Genomic DNA, 24,013 nt, shown 5'->3' on the forward strand with positions numbered 1-24,013 from the left:
CGTGGAGCAGAGGGAGAGACGATGGCGAGGGCACGGATCGTGGATCCGGAGGAGGGGCCCAGGTCCAAGCGCGCGGCCATTCTCGTGGCCGCCGTGGAGCGGTTCGGGGAGGACGGCTACGAGAGCACGAAGTGGTCCGAGGTCGCCGACCGGGTCGGGATCGGGCAGACCGCCCTGTACCACTACTTCGAGTCCAAGGCCCACTGCCTGCTCACCATCATGCGCCTGGAACTCCAGCGCTCCCACGACATGTTCACGGAGGCGACGGCCGACGCGGTGGATCCCGTCGAGGAGCTGCGCGCGGCCGTTCGCTCGGCCTTCGCGGTCAGCGAGCAGGAGATTCGCCAGATGCGCATCCTGCAGGCCAACATGTCCCTGCTCGCCAATCCGCGCAAGTCCAAGCGCGAGGAGACCGAGCGCGTCGCGGCCCGGCAGCTGGTGCAGATGGTCGAGCGGGACTGGACGAACCTGCTGATGCGCGGCATGGCGAAGGGCGCCTTCCCGGTCCGGGACGCGCACACCCTCGGCCTCGCCGTCCTCGGCATGATCGTCAGTGTCTGGCGTTGGTACCGCCCGACCGGGGCGATCCCGCTCACCGAGATCAGCGAGATGATCGAGGAGTGCGTGGTGCGCATGGTCGCCGGATAGTTCCGGACCTCCGGGTGCGTCCCGCCCCTTGTCGGGGTCGGGACATCCGGATTACAGTCAAACTGAACTGAACTCAGGTTGTTTCTCGGCGCTGAGGGAGAGCGATCAGCAATGGTGCTTCGCGACTACATGGCCAGAATGGACAGCCAGGAACCGGACAAGGTGCTGGAACTCCTGGAACCCGGCTTCCGATTCCTCATCGCCCTGCCCGGCGGGCAGCGCACGGGGGAGTCCCGCGAGGACTTCGCCGCGTACATCGCCGCTCGCGAGGCGGTGGACCGTACGCACGAGATCAGGCGGTACGCGACCGACGGCGACGTCGAGACGGCGTACGGCTTCGTGGTCGAGAAGGGCGTCACCACCGGCGCGTTCCTCTCCGCCGTGCGGCTGTCGCCCGACGGGCTCATGGCGCGCTACCAGTCCTTCTTCACCACCGACTTCGACCTCGTGGACCGGCCATGACCACACAGTCCACCGCCTCTTTCCTGACCACCTGGTTCGCGATCCTGGACAGCGCCGACGCCGACCGGATCCTCGACATGATCAGCGAGGACTTCTCGTTCTCCATCCTCTTCTCCACCGGCGGCGACGGCGCCACCGACTTCCACGGCGGCCGGCCCGAACTGGAGGGCTACCTCGACCAGCGCGAGGTGGGCGTCCGCACCCACCATGTACTGGCCGCGAGCACCGTCGGCGGGGACGAGCTGTTCCTCGGCGAGGTACGGCGCCTCGGCGAGCGGGAGGCGAGCTTCGTGGCCTCGGCGCGGCTCGACGGCTCGGGCCGGGTGCGGCGGTTGCTCATCGGGCGTTCGCCCGCAGTGTTGTTCACCTGAGGAGGGCGCGATGTACAACCTCGTCCTGCTGGCCGCACGGCCGCCCGACTGGACCCATGAGCGGTTCATCGGCTGGTGGCGCGGCGAGCACGCCGAACTCACCCGCCGACTGCCCGGACTGAGGTCCTGGCGGCACACCGACCTCGACGCGGCGCTCGAACCGCGTTCGGAGGGCTGGGACGGCCTCTCCGTCCTCGGTTTCGACACCCCCGAGGACCTGCGCAAGGCCCTCGACAGCCCCGAATGGGCGGCCGCCGTCGCCCAGGTCGGCGACATGCGGGGACGCCGTATCGCCGTCATGGGCGGCGAGCGGGAGATGTACGCGGGCTGAGCACGCCCCGGCTGCCGTCCGCGGGCCGAACACGGGCCTGACACGGGCGGGACAACGGGGCTCCACCACCCTTCGCGAAAAGGCGGGGAAGCGGATGCGACAGACAGTACGGGAGTTCTACGAGCGGGCCGAGCGCGCCGACTTCACGGCCGTCGTCGACGACCACGGCCGGCACACCGCGCGCGACCTCCTGGACCGCGCGGCCGAGCTGGCCGAGGCGATGACACCGGACGGCACGCCGGGCGGGACGGTGCTGCTGCAGGCCGACAACTCGTGGCGCACCGTCGCGGCGACCCTCGCCGCCGGGATGACCGGCGGGGTCCTGGCCCTCGTCAACCGGCACACGACGCGGGCGGAGTTCGCCGCCGCCCTGGAGGACATCCGTCCGGACGCGGTGATCGCCGAGCCCTCCGCCCTCGACGAGTGGCACGCGCCGGGCAGCGGCACCCCGCCCCTGCCCGGCGCACGGCCCGCCGAGGCGCTGGACGGCTGGACGGTCCTCGCGGGCCGCGGCCCGCGAGACGTCTCCCGCTGGTCGGGCGGCACCCTCATCGGCCTCACCTCCGGCTCCACCGGACGGCCCAAGGGGGTCGTCCAGTCCGAGAGCGCGCTGCGGTACGCGTGCACGTGCACCATCGATGTCAACGGGCTGCGCGACGGGGACGCGGTGGCCGCCGTCGTCCCGCTCTCCTCGACCGCCGCCTACTGTTTCGGGGTCTGCCTCGCCCTCATGCTCGGCGGACCGCTCGTGCTGAGCGGCCGCTGGGACCGCGAACAGGCGCTCGCGCGGATGGCCGCCCACGACGTCCGGTGGACCATGTGCGTCCCGACGATGGCCCTCCAGATGGGCTCCGCGGCGGCCGGATCACGCGTCCTCGACGGGGTCCGCTCGATCACTGTCGGCGGCGGCCCCATGGACCGCGGGGCTCTCGCCCGCGCCGAACGTTCCCTCGGCACCCGGATCCTGCGGGTCTTCGGCATGTCCGAGTGTCTCGGGCACACCTCGCCGCGGCCCGACGACCCCGAGGAGATCCGGCTGGGCCGCGACGGCCGCCCGTTCCCCGGCACCGAACTGCGCGCCGTGGACGCCGACGGCACCGCCCTGGGGCCGGGCCGGACCGGGCGCGCCCAGGTCCAGGGGCCCTCGCTCTTCCTCGGTTACGCCCACGACGGCAAGGTCGAGTCGCCGGTCCTGACCCCGGACGGCTTCTTCCCCACCGGTGATCTGCTCATGACCGGCGACGACGGCACGGTCACCGTGATGGGCCGGGAGAAGGACGTCATCATCCGCGGCGGCCGCAATCTCGACGTCACGGAGATCGAGCGTGCCGTCGCCAGCCATCCGGGAGTCGCCCGGGTCTGCGTGGCACCCGTACCGGACCCGCTGCTCGGCGAACGTGCCGCCGTTCTCGTCGTGGCGGAGGCGGAGGGGGAGGCGGGGACGCACGGAGAGGGAGACGGCATCGGAGGCGGCGCCGGCGTCGGACTGGACGAGATCACCGAACACCTCGAGCGCACCGGCCTGTCCAAGGCCAAGTGGCCCGAATTCGCCTTCTTCGTCAGCGAGTTGCCGCAGACCACCGTCGGCAAGCTCGACCGGTCCGCAGCCCGCAGACTCGCCCACGAACTGCACGCGCGGCTCGACGCGCATCAGGAACCACACCGACTCACGGATCGCGAACCACATCGGCGAGCGGATCAGGAACGGCACGGACGACCGGATCAGGAACAGCACGGACAACCGGATCACGAACAGCACCGGCAAGGAGATGCATGACCACCCCCACGGCTCACACCGCCCGCTTCGACCGAGGCCGCTGGGCGGACGCCGGAGCCGAGACCGTACGAGCCGGCGTTCACCGCATCCCGCTTCCGCTGCCGGACGACGGGCTGCGGGCCGTCAACGTGTACGCGCTGGAAGGGCTGACGGAGGGGCTGGTCCTGATCGACGGGGGATGGTCGATCCCCGAGTCCCGCAAGGCGCTGGAGGACGCGCTGGCCACCATCGGCCACGACCTCGGCGAGATCAGCGATGTCCTGGTCACCCACATCCACCGGGACCACTACACCCAGGCCGTCGAACTGCGCAGGCTGCTCGGCTCCCGGGTCCACCTCGGCTCGGGCGAGCGACGCAGCCTGGAACTGCTCGGAGAGACGGGCACGGACCGGCCGTCCGGCTCGCTGCACACGCTGCGCCGGGCCGGGGCCCACGAACTCGCCGAGCGGGTGGCCGCGATGGACCACGGCGGCTTCGACCCGAGCGTGTGGGAGGCTCCGGACCGCTGGCTGGAGGACGAGGAACTCCGCTTCACCGACACGCGGTTGCGGGTCGTCCCGACGCCGGGACACACCCGGGGACATGTCGTCTACCTCGACGAGGCGCGCGGGCTGCTCTTCTCCGGGGACCACGTGCTGCCGCACATCACCCCGTCCATCGGCTTCGAACTCGGCCCCACCGCACTGCCGTTGGGCGACTACCTCGACTCGCTGCGCCTCCTGACCACCCTCGCCGACGCCCGGCTCCTGCCCGCCCACGGCCCGGTCGGCCCCAGCGTCCACACGCGCGTCGGTGAGCTGCTCGACCACCACGACGACCGACTCGCCCAGGCCCTGGCCGTCCTCGGCGACCGCACGCTCACGGCCTACACGGTGGCCCAGGAGCTGGGGTGGACCCGGCGGCAGCTGCCCTTCGCGGACCTCGGCGCCTTCAACCAGATGCTCGCCGTGAACGAGACGGCCGCACACCTGGACGTTCTGGTGGCCCGCGGCCGGGTCGCGCGCACGGAGACCGAGGGCGTCCTGCGCTACACCGCCGCCGTGATGTCGTAGCCCAGGCCCCCGGCCCGCTCAGCGCGCCGTCCAGCCTCCGTCGACGTACAGCTCCGAACCCGTCATGAAGCTCGCGTCGTCGGAGGCGAGGAACGCGACCGCGGCCGCCACCTCGTCGGGTGTGCCGAGCCGGCCGAGCGGGGTGCCGTCGAGCATCGCGGTCAACCGGGGCGTACCGCGCCACAGTTCACGGGAGCGGGGCGTCTCGATGAAGCCGGGGTGCAGCGAGTTGACACGCACGCCCCGCCGCGCCCAGTGCAGCGCGGCGTTCTTGGTCATCAGACGGACCGCGCCCTTGGCCGCGTGGTACGAGAACTGGGCGCCGAACCCGCCCACCGTGCCGAAGATCGACGCGACGTTGACGACGGAGCCGCCCCCGGAGCGCTCGATGGCCGCGCCGCCGTGCTTCATACCGAGCCAGACGCCGGTCTGGGTGACCGCGAGCACCTGGTCCCAGGTCTCCTTGGTCTCCGTCTCCACGGTGCCCATCGCGGCGATCCCCGCGTTGTTGACCAGTACGGCCAGCCCGCCGAGCGCGGCCGTCGCCCTGGCGACGACCTCCTGCCAGGCCGACTCGTCCGAGACGTTCAGAGCAAGGCCCAGGGCGCCGCCCCCGACCTCCTCGGCGAGCTTCTCGCATCGGTCGGCGTCCAGATCGGTCACCACGACCGCGGCGCCCTCGGCCGCGAGTCGCCGGACGACCGCCTCGCCGATGCCTCCGGTGGCGCCGGTCACCAGCGCCACCCTCCCGGCCAGTCTCGCTTCCATCGCGACCACTCCCGTTTCCGTCGTCAGCCCTTGACGCCGCGCCAGGCGAGCGCGCCGCCGTCGATCACGTACGCGGCACCCGTGATGAACGCCGCGCTGTCGGACGCCAGGAAGCAGGCCAGCCGCGCCACCTCCTCCGGGCGCCCCAGCCGGTCCACCCACTGCGGTGCGGTCAAACTCCGTGCCAGAGGCGTGTCGATCACTCCGGGGCAGAAGCAGTTGCGGCGCACCGGGGCGAGATCGACGGCGGTGACCTTGGTGAGATGGATGACCGCGGCCTTGGTGACCCCGTAGGCGGGGGAGTCGGGGAAGCCGACGAGGCCCGAGACGGACGCGGCGTTGACGATGGCGGGGCCGTGCGGTGAGCGGCGCAGATACGGCGCCGCGAACTTGGTCGTCAGCCACGCGGCCTTGAGATTGACCTCGTAGACCGCGTCCCAGACCTCCTCGGAGAGCGAGTCGACGGCGCGGTCGTGGTCCGTCGTGACCGTGCTCTCGATCACCCCGGCGTTGTTGACCAGCACGTCCAGTCCGTCGAACCGCTCCGCCGCACGCGTCTCGATGTCGTCGCGGACCCGCAGATCGCAGACGATCACCTCGGACTTCGCCTCGGCGGCGCGTACCGACTCGGCCGTAAAAGCGGCGGTGCGCGCTCCGGTCGGCGACGGTCACCGCCGACGCCCCCTGGCGGGCCATCTCCACGGCGATGGCCCGCCCGATGCCCTGGCCCGCGCCGGTGACGAGGGCGGCCTTGCCACCGAGCGAATCCAGCATGCGGTCTGCTCCCGTCCGTGGCACGAGACATTTACTGAACCAACTTCAGTTCAGAGAGGAGTCTAGGTCGGCGGTGAGGCGGCGACAAGAGGTGCGTCGGGAGGAGGGCCTTCCGTGCGGGAGGTGCCCGTTTGGCGTGAAGGGCGCTGTTGCTCCCGGGCTTTGGGATGAGTAAGGGTTCTCTGTCATGGAACGTGACCGGAGCTCCGAAGCCTTCCCCACCTCCCGTCCCTCCCCGCTTTCCCCGCGCTCGCTTCTCTCTCGTCCTTCCCGTCGTCAACTCCTCGCCGCGGCAGGCGTCGCGGGTGTCGTGGGCGTTTCCTCCACCGCCCGCAGCGCCGTTCCGGCCGCGGCGAGCGGTCGCGCCGCGCTCTCCCTGTCGTTCTCGGAGGCCACCAACGGCGCGGCCACGCTCTCGCCGGCAGGTGACGGGCTGATCGTCGAGATCCAGCATGTGCTGTGGTCGCTCCCACGTACCGGCGGCCGTGCCGTGCCCCTCACCCCGGCCGGCCTCGAACCCGACCGGCCCACACACTCCCCGGACGGCCAGCTCATCGCGTTCTGCGCGTACCAGGGCGGTGGCTACCACCTGTGGACCATGCGCCCCGACGGCTCGGACGTACGGCAGCGCACCGACGGCCCCTGGGACGATCGCGCCCCGGCCTGGTCCCCGGACGGCACCCGGATCGCCTTCGCCTCCGAGCGGGGCGGCGACCCGGTCGAGGGCAGCCCGTACCGCATCCACGTCCTGGACCTGGCAAACGGCGAACTGACCCGCGTCACCGGGCTCACCGGTCAGGACAGACCCTTGCAGGACGGCCCCTGGGAGGACTTCGACCCCACCTGGTCGCCGGACGGCAGGCGCGTCCTCTTCGTCCGCGCGAAGGCCGTCTCCCTGCCCACGGGGCCCGGCCTCGAAGCCCGCACCATCGCCGCGGTACCGGCCGGCGCCGCGGGCCCGGTCGTCGTCGAGCACACGGAGACCACGGCCGCGCAGGTCATGACCCCGGCCCTCGCCCCCGACGGCCGCCGCCTCGCGTACCTGCGCGTCACCGCTGCCCCGAGCGCCTCCTGCGCCCTCGTCGTCGACGGCACGCCCGTCGCGCTCGCCGGAGACCTCGCACCCGTGCCGCCACGCTGGACCCCGGCGGGGGAACTGCTCCTCACCGTGGACGGCCACTTCACCCTCGTACGACCGGAGAAGCCGGCGCGGACCGAGCCGATCCCCTTCGAGGGCGAACTGCCGGTGGACCGGCCGCGGTACCGGACCAAGGACTACGACCTCGGCGAGGAGCGGGTGCGCCCGGTGCGGGGCATCCACCTGCCCGCGCTGTCCCCCGACGGACGGCACATCGCCTTCGCCGCCCTCAACTCGCTCTGGCTGGCCGGAATCTCGGGCGGGCGCCCGCCCGAGCGACTGCGGAAGTCCGGACCGACCCGCTATCTGCTCGCACCGGTCTGGGCACGCGACGGACGGTCCCTCGTGTACGCCGACGACCGCGACGGACTGCTCGGCGTGTACCGGCGCGATCTCGCCACCGGCGAGGAGACCGCGCTCGCCACGGGCGGGCGGGTCCATCCCGCGCTCTCGCCCGACGGGAAGCGGCTCGCCTGTCTCGACATGACCGGAAGGCTCGTCCTGCGCGATCTGGGCAGCGGTGCGGAACGCGTCCTGGTGACCCCGCTCGGCGGCGGCGGGCTGCCCGGACGCCCCAGTTGGTCGCCCGACGGCAGATACCTCGCGCTGTGCGACCGCAACCGCCTCAACCTCCGCTTCCGCGAGGGCTACAACGTCATCAGGATCGTCGACACCACGACCGGCACCGACCGCCTCCACGCCGTCGCACCCCACGTCTGCATCGCCGACCGCTACGACTCCGGACCCGTCTGGTCACCCGACGGACGCTGGATGGCGGTCGTCGTCGAGTCCGCGCTGTGCGTGCTGCCCGTCGCCCCCGACGGCACCCCGACCGGCGCCCCGCGCACCCTCGCCAGCGAACCCGCCGACCACCCCTCCTGGTCCGGCGACTCGAAAACTCTCCTGTACCTCTCGGCGGGCAGCCTGCGGCTCATCGGCATCGACGGGCACGACCGCCGCACCGTCCGGGTCCCGCTCGACCAGCACCGGACCGCCCCCGCCGACACGGTGGTGCACGCCGGGCGCCTGTGGGACGGCACCGGCGAGTCGGTCAGGGACGACGTGGACATCGTCGTACGCGGCGGACGCGTCGCCGAAGTCGCGCCGCACCGGGCCCGCGGCCGAGGCGCCCTCCGCAGGATCGACGCCTCGAACCGCACCGTGATCCCCGGGCTGTGGGACACCCACACCCACCCCTGGCAGAGCACGTATGGAGGCCGCCAGACCGTCGGTCAACTGACCTACGGGATCACGACGGCCGTCTCCCTGGGCGGATTCGCCTACGAGCAGGCCCGCATCCGCGAGGCGGTGGCCGTCGGTCAGCTCGCCGGACCCCGCCTGCTGACCACCGGCGAACTGCTCGACGGCTCGCGGGTCGCCTACAGCATGGGGCGCGCCCACCGCACGAGGGACGGTCTGCGCAGGTCGCTGGAGCGGGGTGCGGCCCTGGACTGGGACTTCGTCAAGACCTACGTGCGAGCGCCGAGTTGGGTGATGGAGGAAGCGGCGCGATTCGCGCACGAACGGCTCGGGGTGCGCTCGGGGAGCCATCTCCTGTCACCAGGCGTCCAGAGCGGACAGGACCTGACGACCCATCTGCTGGCCACTCAGCGCGGGGAGTTCGGTCACGCGGTGAGCGCCACCGGACGGGCCTACGAGGACGTCGTGGAGATCTACACCGGGCAGGGCGCCAACTTCGCCCTCGTCGCCACGCCGTTCACCTCCGCGCCGCTGCTCGGCGCCGATCCGGGGCTCGCCGACGACACCCGCGTCACCGTCGTCATGCCCCCGTGGGACTCCGCCGCCGTACGGCGGTCCGCGGGCGTGCCGCCCACCGCGGCCCAACTGGCCACCCTGCTCACCGAGACGGACGTATACCGGCGGGTACTGGCCGCGGGCGGTCTCGTCGCGCTCGGCACGGACCAGCCGCTGGTACCGGTCGGGCTCTCCCTGCACCTGGCTCTGCGGGCCCTGCACCGCGGCGGGCTGTCACCGGCCGGGGCGCTGCGCACCGCGACCGTCCTGCCGTCCCGCCTCTTCGGCCTCGACGGCGACCTCGGCACCGTAGAGCCGGGGAAGCTCGCCGATCTCACGGTGGTGGACGGCGATCCCTTCGAGGACTTCGACACCCTCGTCCGCACGGTGTCGGTGCTGAGGGGCGGAACGCCGTACGTGACGCGGGACCTGGTGGCCGCTTTCGAGCCGCCGTCGAAGGTCTCCGCGTCCGCGTCGGCGTCGGCGCGGTGGCGCGACGTGACCGAGGACGACTGGCTCGAAGTGGGGCGGCTGATGCGCAGGGACGGCTGTTGCCATACGGGTTCACTGTGATCCGCCCTTGAAGGTCCGCAGGAAGGTGGTCAGGGCGTTCCGGTCGGCGGCGGTGTCCCAGTCGGCGGCCGGGGTCGTCCACCTGAGCGAGAAGCCCTCGTGGTCACCGATGAGGTAGCCGCGCCCGAACGTGCGCTCACGGACCCCGTCGTTCGTCGAGAGCCACTCCATGTCCGCACCCTTGTAGCCCTGGTAGGTGATGGCGCGGATGTCACCCAGCCGTTCGTACGCGATGGAGTCGCCGCGCAGCGAGGTGTCCACCTCGCGCCAGACCGCGACGGGGTCCGAGGTGAGCCGGGTGCTGTAGGTGACGACCAGTGTGCGCGGGTCGCCGCTCGCGCCGAGCGTGACCCGATAGGAGCCGTCGGGGGAACTCTCGGTCCGTACCGGCTTCCAGCCCTTGGGCAGTGCGACGGAGAAGCCCTGGGGCGCGGTGTAGCGGAAGAAGCCGGTCGGCGGATCCTCGGTGAGGGTGTGGGACGGCGAAGGGGAGGCGGAAGCGGATGAGGAAGAAGGGGGAGGGGGACGTCGACGGGGCCTGCTGGGCAACGGTGCTGCTGGGCGAGGCGCTCGGCGTGGGCGACGGGGTGGCGGAAACCTTGGGGGACGGCGCGGGACCGGACGCGGAGGTGCCGCGCTCGGACAGCCCGCCCGCCGCGGTGAGTCCGGCGAAGCAGACGACCGTCACGGCCAGCGCCCCGCCCAGCAGCACCGGGCGGCTGAGGGGCACCTTGCCCCACACCCGCCTCGCCGGCGGGGCGTCGAGGTCCCGGAAGACCGGCAGGGTCTCGGTGGGCATCGAGTCCTCGTCGAGTTCCGCCTTGAGAATGCGCGTGAGCGCCTCCCGCACGACCGACTCGGGCACCCGCTCCACCGGATCCCTGCGCAGGAGCCCCTGAATGGCCGGACTGAGCGGCCCGGCGCTCAACGGGGCCCGGATGGGCAGCCGTTCCACGGCGCGGAACGTCGCTTCGAGCCCTCCCCGGTCCCGGATGGCCGGCCGGCCCTCGACCATCTCGTACATGATCGCGCCCAGCGCCCACAGGTCCGTGGCCGGTCCACCGCCCTCGCCACGGGCCTGCTCGGGAGAGGCGTACGACGGTGCCGTGAGGCGCGGAGAGGCGCTGGCCCCCATCAGCCCGAAGCCGGCCACCGTGACCCCGCCGCGCTCCTCCACCCACACCTGGCCGGGGCTGAGGTCGCCGTGTGTGATCCCTTCCTGATGGGCCGCGCCCAGGACGTCGAGGACACCGAGCCCGATCCGGGCCGCGCGGACGTAGTCCACCGGGCCGTGCCCGAGGAGCGCGCTCAGCGGAACCCCCTCCGGCCGTGCGGTGACCGTCCAGAGGAAGTCCTTGTCCTCGACGACATCGACGACGACGGACACCCGCCCGGGGCAGACCAGCCCCAGGGCCTCGGACTCCCGGGTGATCCGGACGGCGGTGCGAAGCTCCGCCTCCTCACGGAGATGGGCCGGGAGACGGGAGCGCGTCAGGGTGACCGGCCGCTCGGACTCGACGTCCTGACCGTGCCAGCCCTCACGCCCCTCCTCGTGGTGGACACCCTCCAGCAGTCGGTATCTTCCGGCGACCAACTCATTCGTGGAGACTTGCACCTTGACCATGGTCATCCCTCGCTGCGCACCGGACTCTCACCTTTCCCGGTTGTACGGCGGGTGTGACGTTGTGTGTTCAAAGGCGGGCGATTCCGGGGCCCCGATTTCCGGAATTCTTTGCGCGTAGCGCACCCGTGCGAAGAATTCAGGCCGCATCTCCACTGCCGTTCATCTCACGGCGTCGTCATGGCCATCGGGCCGGTGACCTTGCCGATGTACGACTCGGCGAAGGTGGCCGCCGCCGCGGGTGAGCCGAGGATCCGTCGCAGGCGGGCTCGCGCGGAACCCGCCCGGAAGGGATCGCCCGAGGACGGTCCGTGCAGCAACTCCGCGAACCACCGGGAGAATTCCTGGTACTCCCACACCCGCCGCAGACAGGCCGCAGAGTAGCCGCGCAGTCCGTCGGAGTCCCCTCTGAGGTAGTAGGCGACGAGCGCGTCGGCCAGCAGCAGGGCGTCGTGCAGTGCGAGGTTCATGCCCTTCGCGGCGATCGGCGCGACGAGGTGCGCGGAGTCTCCGGCCAGGAACAGCCGCCCGTACGTCATCGGCTCCACGACGTAACTGTGCATGTCGAGGACGCGTTTCTCGATCAGCGGCCCCTCGGTGAGAGCCGGGGCTCCGGTGGCCGACAGCCGGGCGTGCAGCTCCGACCAGACGCGGTCGTGCGACCAGTTCTCCGGGTCCTCACCGGGCGCCACCTCCAGGTAGTAGCGGGTGACCTCGGGGCTGCGGGCCATGTGGGCGCCGAATCCGCGCGGGTGGACACCGAAGACGACGCAGTCGCTGGACGGCGGCGCCTCGGCGAGCAGCGCCAGCCAGCCGACCCCGTAGTCGTACCGGGCCACCGTGCCCCGGTCCGGGGCCACATGGGCGCGGGTCACCCCGCGCGCGCCGTCGCAGCCGGCGACGATGTCGCAGTCGATCCGCCGGCGCTCACCCGTCCGCGGATCGGTGTAGAGCACCGTCGGGCGGTCGCCGTCGATGCCGTGCAGGGCGACGTCCCGCACACCGAAAAGGATCTCGCCGCCCTTCACGTCGGCGTACTCGCGTACCAGGTCCGTCACCAGCAGCGGCTGCGGATAGACGAAGTGCCGGTCCCCGGTCAGCGTCGCGTACCGGAAGCGGTGCTGCTCGCCGTCGATCCGGAACTCGCACTCGCTGTGTGCCTGTGCCCGCTCCACCAGCCGGTCGGCCAGCCCCCGATGACGCAGCGCCCGCACCGCCCACTCCTCGATGAATCCGGCGCGGGGCCGCTGTTCGACGAACTCCCGGCTCTCGGTCTCCAGGACCACGCAGTCGACGGACGCGGCCCGCAGGATGTTGGCGACGGTGAGCCCGGCAGGTCCCGCACCGATGATGACGACGGGGACGCGCGGCGCCGGCGCGGATGTGGGGGAGGGGTTGATCATTTCGGCATTATGGCGGCGATCCGACAAGCCCTCACAGCGCCTGCGCGACCCTCTGACATGGCCCGCACAACCCCTCCGCCCCTGCCGCGCCGACCTGCCGCGGCTCAGGCGCGCGCCACGAACTCCCAACTCCCCTGCGGCACCGTGTACACGACGAACCCCGGCTCCGAGCGCACCCACTTCGCACCGGCCGGCGACGCGACGGCCGAGCGGTCGGCCGCCGGGACATGCACCTCCGCCGTCGCCCCCACCGGCACTCCCACCGACAGCCGCGTCGTCCCGTCCACGACGGACCACGCCGCCGCCGCCCGGCCGCGCACGGTCCGCACCGAGGTGCGGGCCCAGTCCACGCCCGTACGGCCGTCCGGGCGGACCGTGAAGGTGCGGTAGCCCGCGTCGCCGGGGCGCAGGCCCGCCACGTTCTCGTAGAGCCACTGCACCACGGTGCCCAGGAAGTAGTGGTCCCGGGAGCGGGAGTCGAGCGGCCACATCTCCCACATGGTGTCGGCGCCGTTGTCGAACCAGTACCCCCAACCGGGGTACGTGCGCTGGGTGGCGAGGGCGTGGGCCACCTCGGGATGCCCCTGGGCCGAGAGCTCGCGCAGCAGCACGCTGGTGCCCAGCGCCCCCGTGTTGAGGTGGTTGCCACGCCGTGCGATGTCGGCCAGGAGCGAGTCGACCACGCTCGCCCGGGCGCCGGGCGGCACGAGCCCGAAGGCCAGCGGGAGGCAGTTGCTGGTCTGGCGGTAGTCGGGGTCCTTCGCCGTGCGGTAGTGGCCGTCCGCGCCGAGGAACGCCGCGTTGAACGCCTCCTTCAACGCCTCGGCCGTCCTGCGGTAGCGGGCCGCCACCTCGGTGTCGCCCAGCAGGTCGGCCAGTTCCGCGGTCCCGGTGAGCGCGCGGTGCAGATAGGCCGTGGCGGTCAGCCTGGTGTCCTCGGGCGGGTTGCCGCCGTAGCCCGGCGGCAGCCAGTCGCCGAGGGCGGTCACCGCAAGGCCGTCCTGGAGGCGCCCGATCTCCCAGTCCAGGTAGCGGACGAGCGGCGCCCAGTGGTCACGGGCGAGTCGCTCGTCCCCGTACACGCGGTACATCTCCCGCAGCAGGAAGGGGTACACCGTCGTCCACTCGGGAGCGGGAGCCAGATCGTGGTAGCCCCAGCCGCCGCTCGGCACGATCACCGGCAGCTGCCCTTCGACGTTCTGACTGTCTCTCAGGTCACCGAGCCACTTCGTCAGGAAGCGGTGCACACCGAAGGCGTACGCCATCACGGGCGCGCCGAGCTGCGCGTCGCCGGTCCAGCCGTTCTTCTCGTACACGGGAGTGTCCGTCGGAATGCCGTGGAGGTTGTTGAGGACGGTGCGGCGCATCGCCCGGTCCAACTGCTCGTAGAACGGTTCGGAGCAGGAGAACGTGCTCGTCGACGCCACCCGCGTGTGCACGACCCGGCCGAGCACCTGCTCGGGCCCCGGCTTCGCGGGCAGCCCGCTGACCTGGACGTAGCGGAAGCCCTTGTACGAGAACCGGGGCTCCCACACCTCGTCCGCGCCGCCGCCCGCACACACGTACTCGTCCGTCTGACAACGGCCCGGCACCAGGTCGTTGCGGGCGAGGACACTCCCGTCGGAGTTCAGCCGCTCCCCGTGGACCAGCCGGACGGTCGTCCCCGCCTCGGCGCGCACGGTCAGCCGGGTCCAGCCCGCGAGCGTCCGCCCCATGTCGACCACGTGGACACCCTGGCTCAACTCGCGGATGTCCACCGGGCGTAGGGTCTCCGCCACCTCGATCGGGTCGTGCCCCTGAGCGTGCAGGGTGCCCTTGGGCGCGGTCTGCCGTTGGGCCTCCTGCCAGGAGCGGTCGTCGAAGCCGGGGCGCGTCCAGTCCCGGGGCGCCTTGCGGGCGTCGTAGGTCTCGCCCGCGTAGAGGGAGTTGGAGAGGGTCGGTCCGTCGGTGATTCGCCAGGTGCCGTCCGTGGCGACGGTGGTGCGCGAGCCGTCCGGATGGTCCATCTCCAGTTGCGCCAGCAGTCGGGGTTCACCGTGCCAGGGCGCTCGGTTCCAGTTCCACGCGGTGGGGCTGGTCAGACCGAAGAAGCCGCGCCCGAGCGTCACCCCGATCGCGTTGGCGCCGCGCCGGACGCGGTCCGTGACGTCGTGCACCGCGTAGAGCACCGTCTCCTCGTAGTCCGTGAAGCCGGGGTCGAGGACCTGACGGCCGACGCGGACTCCGTTGATCTCGGCCTCGTAGTAGGCGAGTCCGCTGATGTACAGGCGGGCACGCACGACGTCCTTCGGGACGCTGAACGTCCGGCGCAGCAGGGGAGCGGGCTGTTCGGGGACGCTGACGGACACGCCGGTGCCCCAGGGGCCCTGTCCCCAGGGTGCGAGCACGGCGGCCCCGGACCAGCCCGTGTCGTCGAAGTCAGGCCGCTGCCAGCCCTGTTGCTCACTGTCGACGCAGCGCCACCCGTCGCCGGTGACGAGTTCGACCGTGTCGCCGGACGTGGTCTCCACGATCAGGCGGAGCAGGAGCCCGCCCGGATTGGCGGACCCGTTGTCGCGGTTGGTCGCGACGGCGGCGACCACGATCCGTCCGCCGCTCGCCCCGCGCACCTGCTCGGTGACCTCGGCGAGATGCCCGGTGCGCCAGGCGTCCGTCTGCTGGGGCTGATACAGGACCTGCTGTCCGTCGACGTAGAGCGTGAAGTCGTCGTCGGCCGTGGCCACCAGTCTCGCCCTGCGCACCTCACTGCCGGTGGGGAGGGTGGTCGTGGTGCGGAACCAACGGGGCCCGACGGGGGCGGAACCGGTGGTCGAGCCGGGCGACCAGATCCAGGACGCCCCGTCGAAGCCAGGGGGTTCGGGCAGGGCCGCCGCTCCGATCCAGAAGCCCTGCCAGCCGTCCGTTGGCAACGTTGTCTCCCACCAGCGCGGGGCGCTCCACGCCGACGGACGGCCGTCGCCGTCCCAGACCCTGACCTGCCAGTGGTAGCGGGTACGGGGTCGCAGCGCGGGCCCCGCGTAGGCGATGCCGACGCTGCGGTCCGACTCGACCCGCCCAGAGTCCCAGACCAGGCGCCGCCCCTCGCGCAGGTCCTTCTCGGTGAGCGCCACCCGTACCTGGTACGCGGACTGCCGCGCACCCCGGCCCGGGGCGGTCAACTCCCAGGTGAGTCTGGGGTGTTCGACCTCGGTGCCGAGCAGCGTCTCGGCGTACTCGACGGTGGTGCGGTCGATGCGCAGACCGCCCTCCCGCGGGGCGTCGGCGCTCGCTCCGGGGGTCGCGGAGGCGGTGTGGGCGCCTCCGGACCCGAGCGCGACGGTGGCGCCCGCTCCGGCGACGGAGCTGCGCAGGAAGACGCGGCGGTTCCAATCCTTGGCCATGTGTCGCCCCTCGATGGTGAAGTCGACGGTGGAGTCGATGGTGAACCCGACGGTGAAGCGATGAAAATTGAAACGTTTCATTCCGCTGGCAACGATCCTACGCATCACGTCTCTTCAGCCTCAAGAGTCCTGCACGCACCTCGTGGACAGACGGTGCCCCGCGACGGAAAGATGCCAAATGCACACAGTGCCCCGCTCCCGTCACCGCCAGAGCCGCCCGGAGGCAGCCTTCATGAGCGCCCGTCCCCTGCCCGCCAGCACCCCCGCAGCCCAGGGGGTGGACGCCGCGGGCATCCACGCCTTCCTCGACGCCGTCGAGGCGGCGCCGGACATCGAACCGCACAGCCTGATGATCCTGCGCCACGGGCACCTCGTGGCCTCCGGCTGGTGGGCGCCCTACACACCCGACCGCCGCCACCTGCTTTACTCGCTCAGCAAGAGCTTCACGTCCACGGCCGCCGGATTCGCCGCCACCGAAGGGCTGTTGCGCCTGGACGACCCCGTGATCTCGTACTTCCCCGAGTTCGAGGCCGACATCACCGACCCGCGCAGCCGCGCCATGCTCGTACGCCATGTGGCCGCCATGGCCAGCGGCCACCTCGAAGAGACCTACGCGACCTCGATCCGACGCGACCGCGACGAGATCGTACGGGGGTTCCTGCTCTTTCCGCCGGACCGGGATCCCGGGACCGTCTTCGCGTACAACCAGCCCTGCACGTACACGCTCGCCGCGATCATCCAGCGCGTGAGCGGCCAGCCGTTGACGGAGTATCTGCGGCCCCGGCTGTTCGACCCGCTGGGCATCGGCGAGACGGCCTGGCTCCAACGGCCGCCCGGGCGTGACCTCGGCTTCAGCGGTCTGCATGCCACGACGGACGCGATCGCCCGGCTCGGCCAGTTCTATTTGCAGGACGGTGTCTGGGAGGGGCGGCGGCTGCTTCCTTCCTCATGGATCGCGGAAGCGACCCGCGCGCACGTCTCCACCGCCGACGGTACGCGGGAGGGCGCGCAGTCGGACTGGCAGCAGGGGTACGGGTACCAGTTCTGGAGGAGCAGGCACGGGTACCGCGGCGACGGCGCGTACGGGCAGTTCTGTCTCGTCCTGCCCGAGCACGACGCGGTCATCGCGACGACCGCCGCGACCGAGGACATGCAGGGTCTGCTGAATCTGGTGTGGCGCCACCTCCTCCCGGCGTTCGGCGCCGAACGGCTTCCGGCCGAACGGCTCCCGGGCACGGCGGACGAGGGCCTGCGCCGCCGCCTCGCGGAGCTGGCCCTCCCGCCCGTCGAGGCGAGCCCCGAGCCGCCCGCGCGGGGCGACGACTGGAGGGGCGCCGTGTTCGCACCGGAGGACGGTGAGTGCCCGCAGCAGCGGACCTTGACGGGCGTCACGGTCACCGCCGATGCGGACGGGAAGGGCTGGGGCGTGTCGCTCGCGGAGGACGACGAGCTCATCGAGCTGCGACTCGGTGCCACCGGTTGGACCGTCGACGCGGGCGGCCCGCCCACCGCGGTCAGCGGTGGCTGGACGGACCAGGACACGCTGCGCCTCGACGTGCTGTTCCTGGAGACCCCGCACCGGCTGACCGTGACGTGTTCGCTGCCGGACGGCACCTTCACCGTGCGCTGGCACACGACACCGATCCATGGCGGTCGGCTGCACTCGCTCCGGGCGCCCGTGGGAGATCGGGTGTGACAGCCGGGACGGGTGGGCTTTCGCCCGGGGCGGGCAGTCGGCTGCTCCTGTTCGGTAGGCGCTAGGCGGTGGGTGGCGGGCCGTCGAGGGGAACGGTGTGCCGCTCTCCTCGACGTAGAGGGGGGCGTTTCGGCGGCGGAGGTGACGGGACACCGTGGCCGCAGTGTGCCGTGACCGCGCGGCTCGCAACGCTCGCGAGCGTCGGCCCGCACGTGCCCAGGCCGCGCGGTGGACGGCGAACTCGCCGAGCGTCCTGCTGTGACCTGAAGTAGCGTGAGGCTATCCGCGCCCGTCCGTCGATGGCCCGCCGAGGCACGGCAGACGGATCCGGCCCGGCCACCGACCGACACCACCACCGGAGTGAAACAAGCCGGTCGGGCTCGCGTGCGGTCCGCGTGCCGCCCCGCGCGCCTGTCACCAGCCCCCGTGACCACCTGCGGGCGGAGCGCTTTCGAGATCAGACCGACTCTCCAAGGCAGGGATCCGGATGACCAGCTATCGCGTCGCGCAGGTGACCGCCCCCGGCGGTTCGTTCGAGGTCGTCGAGCGTGAGGTACCGCAGCCGGGCCCCCGACACGTACGGATCACCGTCGACGCCTGCGGGGTGTGCCACAGCGACACCTTGTTCGTGAACGCCGGCGTTCCCGGCGTGACGTTCCCGGTGGTCCCCGGGCATGAGATCGCCGGGCGGATCGCGGAACTCGGCGAGGGGACGGGGGACTGGGGCTGGCAGGTGGGGGACCGGGTGGCGGTGGGCTGGTTCGGCGGCGCGTGCGGCCATTGCACGCCCTGTCGGCAGGGCGACTTCATCGTCTGTGAGAACCTGCGGGTCCCCGGATGGGCGTACGACGGTGGATACGCGCAGACGGCGGTCGTGCCCGTGGACGCGCTGGCCCGGATCCCCGACGCGCTGGCGGCCACCGACGCGGGGCCTCTGGCCTGCGCGGGCGTGACCATGTTCAACGGCCTGCGGCGCAGCTCGGCGCGGTCAGGTGACCTGGTCGCCGTTCTCGGCATCGGCGGCCTCGGACACCTGGGGGTGAAGTACGCGGCCGCGATGGGTTTCGAGACCGTGGCCATCGCCCGCGGTGGCGACAAGGCCGACTTCGCCAAGCAGCTCGGCGCGCACCACTACGTCGACAGCACGGCCGGCACTCCGGTCGCCGACGCGCTTCAGTCCCTCGGGGGTGCACAGGTCGTCCTGGCCACCGCGTCGAACTCCGCCGCCATCACCGCGACCGTGGATGGTCTGGGTCCCCGCGGTGAGCTGGTGGTCATCGGCGTGGACGCGGAGCCGCTCGGCATCACCCCGGCCCAGCTGCTGACGGCGGGCAAGGTCGTCAGCGGCCACCCGAGCGGTACCTCGCAGGACATCCAGGACACCATGGAGTTCAGCGCCCTGCACGGCATCCGTCCGATGACCGAGGTCGTGACGCTGGGCGAGACCGACGAGGCGTACCAGAAGATGCTCTCCGGTGCCGCCCGCTTCCGGATGGTGCTCACCATGAGCTGACACGGCGGCCCAGTGGCCCGGATGGCGTTCGACGAAGGGGGCCAGGACCTCCGGGGACGGCCGCGGGGGACCCTCCCGTCGGGCCAGGGCGGTGGCCTCGGCGTGGGAGGCGGCGCCCGTCTTGCCGAGCAGGCGCTCGGATCAGGACCACCGCGTCCCGTACGACGGCGGAGGGGCGACCGGGCCGGCGCGGCACCAGCGGTACCCGTCGCGCTCCACCTGCCACAGCGGCCGCAGCCGTAGGGGATCAGGCCGACGGGACGGCCCCCGGTGGCGCAGCGTCCACGTGACCCCGTCGCGGAAACCCGCGGGGCGCACCCGCGCGGAGTGGAACCAGCCCCGGCGGAAGCGCTGCCTCTCGGTGTCCGCGTCGGCGTCCTCGGACGTGCTGGACGGCGATCTGCTGTCCGTCGACTTCCACGACGTCACGTGGGTCCGGGTCGGCCGGATCGTGTTCGAGGGGCGGATCGTCTTCGCGCGCGGGACACGCTCCACGGCCGGTCCTCACCGCCTGGACCTAGCCGACGGTCGCCATGTGCGTCAACTCCCCTTACCTGGCTGGCAATTAATCGACCGCGCATTGGTCCCGTCGACGGGCGTGGCCTAGCATCGGGCTCACCCGATACCCCTGGGGGTATACCCGAGGATTGTGAGGAGCCCGCCATGCCCTCCACCCACCCCGCCTCCGGCGCCGCCCGCGACCACTTCCAGGTGTTGATCATCGGAGGTGGAACCGCGGGCATCACCGTCGCGGCCCGCCTGCGGCGCGCCGGTCTCGGCGACATCGCGGTGCTCGAACCGGCCGACGTCCACTGGTATCAGCCGCTGTGGACCCTGGTCGGCGGCGGCCGGGCCCCACTCGGTGTCACCCACCGCCCCGAAGCCTCCGTCGTGCCCAGGCAGGTGCACTGGATCCGCGAGGCCGCCACCGCTGTCGACCCCGAGGCGCGGACCGTCACCACGACGCACCGCACCATCGGCTACGACCACCTCGTGATGGCACCCGGTCTCCAACTGGACTGGGACGCGATCCCCGGCCTCGGCGCCGCCGTCGGGCACGGTGCCGTATCCAGCAACTACGCCTTCGAGTACGCCCCGTACACCTGGGAACTCATCCGTGGCCTGCGCTCGGGCACCGCGGTCTTCACCCAGCCGAGCGGCCCGGTGAAATGTGGCGGCGCCCCGCAGAAGATCGCCTATCTGGCCGCCGACCACTGGCGCAGGCAGGGGGTCCTGGACCGTATCCGGGTGGTCCTCGTGCTGCCCGCCGACTCCATGTTCGGCGTACCGGTCTGGCGCAGGGCCTTGGAACGCGTCGCCGAGCGTTACGGCATCGAGGTCCGGCTGAACTCCGAGATGACCTCCGTCGACGGCGCGGCCCGTCGGCTCACCGTGGCCGACCGCTCCACCGGCGCCGAGGACGGCCTCGCGTTCGACCTGCTCCATGCCGTACCGCCGCAGCGCGCGCCGGGCTGGGTCGAGGGCGGCCCGCTGGCCGATCCCGCGAGCCCCTACGGCTACGTCGAAGTGGACAAGCACACCCTGCAACACCCACGGCACCGCCATGTCTTCGCCCTTGGCGACGTCGCCAACCTGCCCACCTCCAAGACCGGCGCCGCCGTCCGAAAGCAGGCCCCCGTCCTGGTGGCCAACCTGCTGGCCGAGATCAACGGCGAGCACCGTGAACAGCGCCGCTACGACGGTTACACGTCCTGCCCGTTGGTCACGGCCCGCGGCAAGGTGCTGCTCGCCGAGTTCGACTACGACCAGCGCCCCGCCCCCAGTATCCCCCTGCTGGACACCACCAAGGAGCGCCGCGACATGTGGCTGCTCAAGCGGTACGGCCTGCCTGCCCTGTACTGGCGCGGCATGCTCAAGGGCCTCGTCTAGGGCGCCCTCGCCGTCGCCGGCGGTCGCCGGCTGTCCCTGAAGCACCTCCGCGCATACGCCTGGAGATACCCCCCAGGGTATATCTGTTACGGTGGATGTCAGATACCCCCTGGGGTACTTTCAACCGGAAGGAGCCGAACCCGTGTTCTTCGTCGACACCCTGGAGTTCGAGGGCCTGGGCAACCGCAGCTACCTGGCCGGCGGCCCTGGCGAGGCGGTCGTGATCGATCCCCCGCGCGACATCGATCAGGTGATCGCCGCCGCCGCCCGGCGAGGCGTGCGGATCGCGTACGTGGCCGAGACGCACCTGCACAACGACTACGTGAGCGGCGGACTCGAACTGGCCCGGGTCACCGGTGCCCGCTATCTGGTCCCGGTCGGGGCCTCGGTGTCCTTCGCCCGCACCCCGGTCGCCGACGGCGACACCGTCACGGTCGACCGGGGCCTGGCCCTGAGGGCACTGGCCACCCCGGGCCACACCCCGCACCACACGTCCTATGTCCTGGAAGAGGACGGGCACGGCGTGGCCGCCTTCACCGGCGGATCACTGCTGATCGGTACGGTGGGGCGGCCGGACCTGGTCGAACCGCGGCTGACCGAGCAGCTGGCCCGCGCGCAGTACGCCTCCGCCCGCCGTCTTGCCGAGGAGCTGGACGACGAGGTGCCGGTGCTGCCCACGCACGGGTTCGGCAGTTTCTGCTCCGGATCCCAGGCCGAGGGGGACACCTCCACGATCGGGCGGGAACGCAAGACCAACGAAGCCCTCATCCGCGACGTGGACACCTTCGTCGCCGACCTGCTCGCCGGTCTGGACGACGTCCCGGCGTACTACGCGCACATGGGCCCGGCCAACGCCGCGGGCCCCGCTCCCGTCGACCTCACCCCGCCACGTCCGGCCGACGCAGCACAGATCGCCCAGCGGCTGGCGGCCGGTGAATGGGTCGTCGACCTGCGCAACCGTGTCGCGTTCGCCCAGGGGCACGTCGCCGGCTCCTTCAACTTCGAGGGCGACGGCAAGCCGGCCACCTACCTGGCCTGGCTGATCCCATGGGGCAAGCCCGTCACGCTGCTCGCCGACACACCCGAGCGGATCGCCGCGGCACAGCGGGAGCTGGCCCGGGTCGGCATCGACCGGCCGGTCGCCGCCGCCACCGGCGGCCCCTGGGACTGGGTGCCCGGGGGAGCGGAGCCGCGGTCCTTCCCACGCGCGACCTTCGCCGACCTCGCCGCCCGCCGCGGTCGCGGCGAGGACGTGGTGGTGCTGGACGTGCGGCGCGACTCCGAGCGCGCGGGCGGCTCCGTGGAGGGTTCGGTGCACATCCCCATCCATGAACTGCCCGGTCGTCTCGGGGAGGTGCCCGCGGGGGAGGTGTGGGTGCACTGCGCGGGCGGGATGCGCGCGGCGATCGCCGCCTCCTTCCTGGACGCCGCGGGACGCGGCGTGGTCGCCGTGGACGACAGCTTCGACGCCGCCGTCGAGGCCGGACTGACCCTCACCAGGTCCAGCACGGGCTGACTCTCACCTGGTCCAGCGCGCGCCGTCCCTCACCTGGTCCAGCACGGGCTGACTTCCACCTGGTCCGCCATGGATCGACCCGCACCCGGTCCCGTACGGACTGCTGGACCTCAGCCAGACCCTCACGGAACCCCCGCCCCCCGCCGCAACACCCGTTCGGAGTGATGAACCCATGTTCTTCCGCAGCCGCAGCCGCAGCCGCAGCCGCAGCCGCAGCCGCAGCCGCAGCCGCAGCCGCAGCCGCAGTCGTGCCTCCCGTCGTCTCGACCCCGTCCAGGCCCACCAGCGGGCCGCCCACGGCCAGGCCGTCCTGGTCGACGTCCGTGAAACCGCCGAGTGGGAGGCCGGACACGCACCGGATGCGCTGCACCTGCCCCTGTCCCGGCTGGTGGCGGGGGAGGTCCTGCCACCAGCCGCCCAGGGCAGGCCGGTCGTGGCGATCTGCCGCTCCGGTCGGCGTTCCCGGCAGGCCGTCGAGATCCTGACCGGCCGTGGGACGGAGGCCACCGATGTCACCGGCGGCATGGTCGCCTGGGCGCGGGCCGGTCTGCCGGTGGCCGGCCCGGACGGAGACGACGGTGCCATAGCGTGAGCGCGTTCGTTCTTGCGCTCGTCGCCGGGGCCCTGGTCGGTCTCGCGCTGGGCGCGCTGGGCGGGGGAGGCAGCGTCCTCGCCGTGCCCGCTCTGATCTACCTGCTCGGTTTCACCCCGGCAGCGGCCACCACCGCAAGCCTCCTGATCGTCACCGCCACCTCACTGACGGCCCTGTTCGGCCACGCCCGCAGCGGCCATGTGCGATGGCGGGCCGGCACGCTGTTCGCGGCCGCCGGCATCGTCCCGGCGGTGGCGGCCGGAGCGGCGTCGGCCCGGCTGCCGCAGCCGCTGCTGATCGCCGCGTTCGCCGCCGTCGCCGCGCTGGCGGCCACCCGCATGCTGCGCCCCTCCCGGGCGACGTCCGCAGCGGAGCCCGGCGCTGTTCGTCCGGCCAGGGCCCTCGGCACCGGAGCGGGGCTGGGCGCGCTGACCGGACTGCTGGGGGTGGGCGGCGGGTTCCTCGCCGTGCCGGCCCTGGTCACCGTCCTGGCCTTCGAGATGCAGGCCGCCATCGGCACCAGCCTGCTGATCATCTCGGTCAACTCGCTGGCCTCGCTGCTCACCCGCGGTGCCACGACGTCGGGCCTGGACTGGACGTTGATCGCGCCCTTCACCGGGACCGCGATCCTGGGCGCCTGGGACGGCAAACGCCTGGCCGGCAAGGTCTCGGGCCCCCTCCTTCAGCGCACCTTCGCCGTGGTCCTGCTGGCGGTCGCCGTGTTCATGCTCGTCGACGCCCTGACCTGACCCC

20 protein-coding genes and 1 pseudogene are annotated in these 24,013 nt (G+C 72.2%); 14 read left to right on the top strand and 7 right to left on the bottom strand.

Going from position 1 to position 24,013, the window contains the following annotated elements; genetic code table 11:
• Positions 1 to 21 precede the first annotated feature (21 nt).
• From AAFF41_RS45875 to AAFF41_RS45900, 6 genes are all read left to right on the top strand, one after another.
• On the top strand, positions 22 to 648 hold the full coding sequence (locus AAFF41_RS45875) for a TetR/AcrR family transcriptional regulator (protein ID WP_060896208.1): 627 nt from the start codon (positions 22 to 24) through the stop codon (positions 646 to 648).
• Positions 649 to 759: 111 nt separating this feature from the next.
• Positions 760 to 1,110, top strand: coding sequence for a nuclear transport factor 2-like protein (locus AAFF41_RS45880; RefSeq protein WP_319750441.1), 351 nt, complete (start codon positions 760 to 762; stop codon positions 1,108 to 1,110).
• The gene (locus AAFF41_RS45885; RefSeq protein WP_319750440.1) at positions 1,107 to 1,481 is read left to right on the top strand and encodes a hypothetical protein; all 375 of its coding nucleotides are present in this window, start codon (positions 1,107 to 1,109) and stop codon (positions 1,479 to 1,481) included. The genes AAFF41_RS45880 and AAFF41_RS45885 overlap by 4 nt, the downstream gene beginning before the upstream one ends.
• Before the next feature lie 10 nt (positions 1,482 to 1,491).
• The gene (locus AAFF41_RS45890) at positions 1,492 to 1,812 is read left to right on the top strand and encodes an EthD family reductase (protein WP_319750439.1); all 321 of its coding nucleotides are present in this window, start codon (positions 1,492 to 1,494) and stop codon (positions 1,810 to 1,812) included.
• A 94-nt stretch (positions 1,813 to 1,906) separates the two neighbouring features.
• Positions 1,907 to 3,589, top strand: a complete 1,683-nt coding sequence (locus AAFF41_RS45895) for a class I adenylate-forming enzyme family protein (protein ID WP_343325944.1) — start codon at positions 1,907 to 1,909, stop codon at positions 3,587 to 3,589.
• Positions 3,586 to 4,641: an MBL fold metallo-hydrolase gene (locus tag AAFF41_RS45900; protein ID WP_319750436.1), complete on the top strand. Its 1,056-nt coding sequence runs from the start codon at positions 3,586 to 3,588 to the stop codon at positions 4,639 to 4,641. The genes AAFF41_RS45895 and AAFF41_RS45900 overlap by 4 nt, the downstream gene beginning before the upstream one ends.
• An 18-nt stretch (positions 4,642 to 4,659) precedes the next feature.
• Here AAFF41_RS45900 and AAFF41_RS45905 read toward each other — a convergent pair whose 3' ends face one another.
• The 3 genes and pseudogenes from AAFF41_RS45905 to AAFF41_RS45915 form a co-directional block, all read right to left on the bottom strand.
• On the bottom strand, positions 4,660 to 5,409 hold the full coding sequence (locus tag AAFF41_RS45905) for an SDR family NAD(P)-dependent oxidoreductase (RefSeq protein ID WP_319750518.1): 750 nt from the start codon (positions 5,407 to 5,409) through the stop codon (positions 4,660 to 4,662).
• A gap of 23 nt (positions 5,410 to 5,432) precedes the next feature.
• On the bottom strand, positions 5,433 to 6,005 hold the full coding sequence (locus AAFF41_RS45910) for an SDR family NAD(P)-dependent oxidoreductase (protein ID WP_343325945.1): 573 nt from the start codon (positions 6,003 to 6,005) through the stop codon (positions 5,433 to 5,435).
• Positions 6,006 to 6,105: 100 nt separating this feature from the next.
• Positions 6,106 to 6,183 (bottom strand): annotated as a pseudogene (locus tag AAFF41_RS45915) (3-oxoacyl-ACP reductase); the annotation flags it as partial.
• A gap of 187 nt (positions 6,184 to 6,370) precedes the next feature.
• On the opposite strand from AAFF41_RS45915, the gene AAFF41_RS45920 reads away from it, so the two are divergent.
• Positions 6,371 to 9,649 (top strand): amidohydrolase family protein, encoded by a 3,279-nt coding sequence (locus AAFF41_RS45920; RefSeq protein WP_343325946.1) that lies wholly within the window; start codon positions 6,371 to 6,373, stop codon positions 9,647 to 9,649.
• Here the strand turns inward: AAFF41_RS45920 and AAFF41_RS45925 are convergent.
• From AAFF41_RS45925 to AAFF41_RS45940, 4 genes are all read right to left on the bottom strand, one after another.
• Positions 9,641 to 9,910 (bottom strand): hypothetical protein, encoded by a 270-nt coding sequence (locus AAFF41_RS45925; RefSeq protein WP_343325947.1) that lies wholly within the window; start codon positions 9,908 to 9,910, stop codon positions 9,641 to 9,643. The two genes, AAFF41_RS45920 and AAFF41_RS45925, sit on opposite strands and share 9 nt — an antisense overlap.
• Complete coding sequence (locus AAFF41_RS45930) at positions 9,861 to 11,273, bottom strand: serine/threonine protein kinase (protein WP_343325948.1); 1,413 nt, start codon at positions 11,271 to 11,273, stop codon at positions 9,861 to 9,863. The genes AAFF41_RS45925 and AAFF41_RS45930 overlap by 50 nt, the downstream gene beginning before the upstream one ends.
• Before the next feature lie 164 nt (positions 11,274 to 11,437).
• Positions 11,438 to 12,673, bottom strand: coding sequence for a 4-hydroxybenzoate 3-monooxygenase (locus AAFF41_RS45935; protein ID WP_319750432.1), 1,236 nt, complete (start codon positions 12,671 to 12,673; stop codon positions 11,438 to 11,440).
• 104 nt (positions 12,674 to 12,777) lie between these two features.
• Complete coding sequence (locus AAFF41_RS45940; protein ID WP_319750431.1) at positions 12,778 to 16,134, bottom strand: family 78 glycoside hydrolase catalytic domain; 3,357 nt, start codon at positions 16,132 to 16,134, stop codon at positions 12,778 to 12,780.
• A gap of 151 nt (positions 16,135 to 16,285) precedes the next feature.
• Between AAFF41_RS45940 and AAFF41_RS45945 the strand changes: the two genes are divergently transcribed.
• The 7 genes from AAFF41_RS45945 (at position 16,286) to AAFF41_RS45975 (ending at position 24,009) form a co-directional block, all read left to right on the top strand.
• Positions 16,286 to 17,749 carry a serine hydrolase domain-containing protein gene (locus AAFF41_RS45945; protein WP_319750430.1) on the top strand — a complete coding sequence of 488 codons (1,464 nt, stop codon included), beginning with the start codon at positions 16,286 to 16,288 and terminating at the stop codon, positions 17,747 to 17,749.
• A 487-nt stretch (positions 17,750 to 18,236) separates the two neighbouring features.
• Entirely contained in the window at positions 18,237 to 19,262 is a 1,026-nt protein-coding gene (locus tag AAFF41_RS45950) for an alcohol dehydrogenase (RefSeq protein WP_319750429.1), read from the top strand.
• A gap of 286 nt (positions 19,263 to 19,548) precedes the next feature.
• Positions 19,549 to 19,869, top strand: a complete 321-nt coding sequence (locus AAFF41_RS45955) for a hypothetical protein (protein ID WP_343325949.1) — start codon at positions 19,549 to 19,551, stop codon at positions 19,867 to 19,869.
• A 56-nt stretch (positions 19,870 to 19,925) separates the two neighbouring features.
• Entirely contained in the window at positions 19,926 to 21,152 is a 1,227-nt protein-coding gene (locus AAFF41_RS45960; RefSeq protein WP_319750427.1) for an NAD(P)/FAD-dependent oxidoreductase, read from the top strand.
• Positions 21,153 to 21,294: 142 nt separating this feature from the next.
• Positions 21,295 to 22,668 carry an MBL fold metallo-hydrolase gene (locus tag AAFF41_RS45965; RefSeq protein WP_319750425.1) on the top strand — a complete coding sequence of 458 codons (1,374 nt, stop codon included), beginning with the start codon at positions 21,295 to 21,297 and terminating at the stop codon, positions 22,666 to 22,668.
• Between the two features lie 172 nt (positions 22,669 to 22,840).
• Positions 22,841 to 23,260, top strand: coding sequence for a rhodanese-like domain-containing protein (locus AAFF41_RS45970; RefSeq protein WP_343325950.1), 420 nt, complete (start codon positions 22,841 to 22,843; stop codon positions 23,258 to 23,260).
• Positions 23,257 to 24,009, top strand: coding sequence for a sulfite exporter TauE/SafE family protein (locus tag AAFF41_RS45975; RefSeq protein WP_343325951.1), 753 nt, complete (start codon positions 23,257 to 23,259; stop codon positions 24,007 to 24,009). The genes AAFF41_RS45970 and AAFF41_RS45975 overlap by 4 nt, the downstream gene beginning before the upstream one ends.
• The last annotated feature ends 4 nt before the right edge of the window (positions 24,010 to 24,013 follow it).

The organism is Streptomyces mirabilis (assembly GCF_039503195.1).
Taxonomy (GTDB): Bacteria; Actinomycetota; Actinomycetes; order Streptomycetales; family Streptomycetaceae; genus Streptomyces; species Streptomyces mirabilis_D.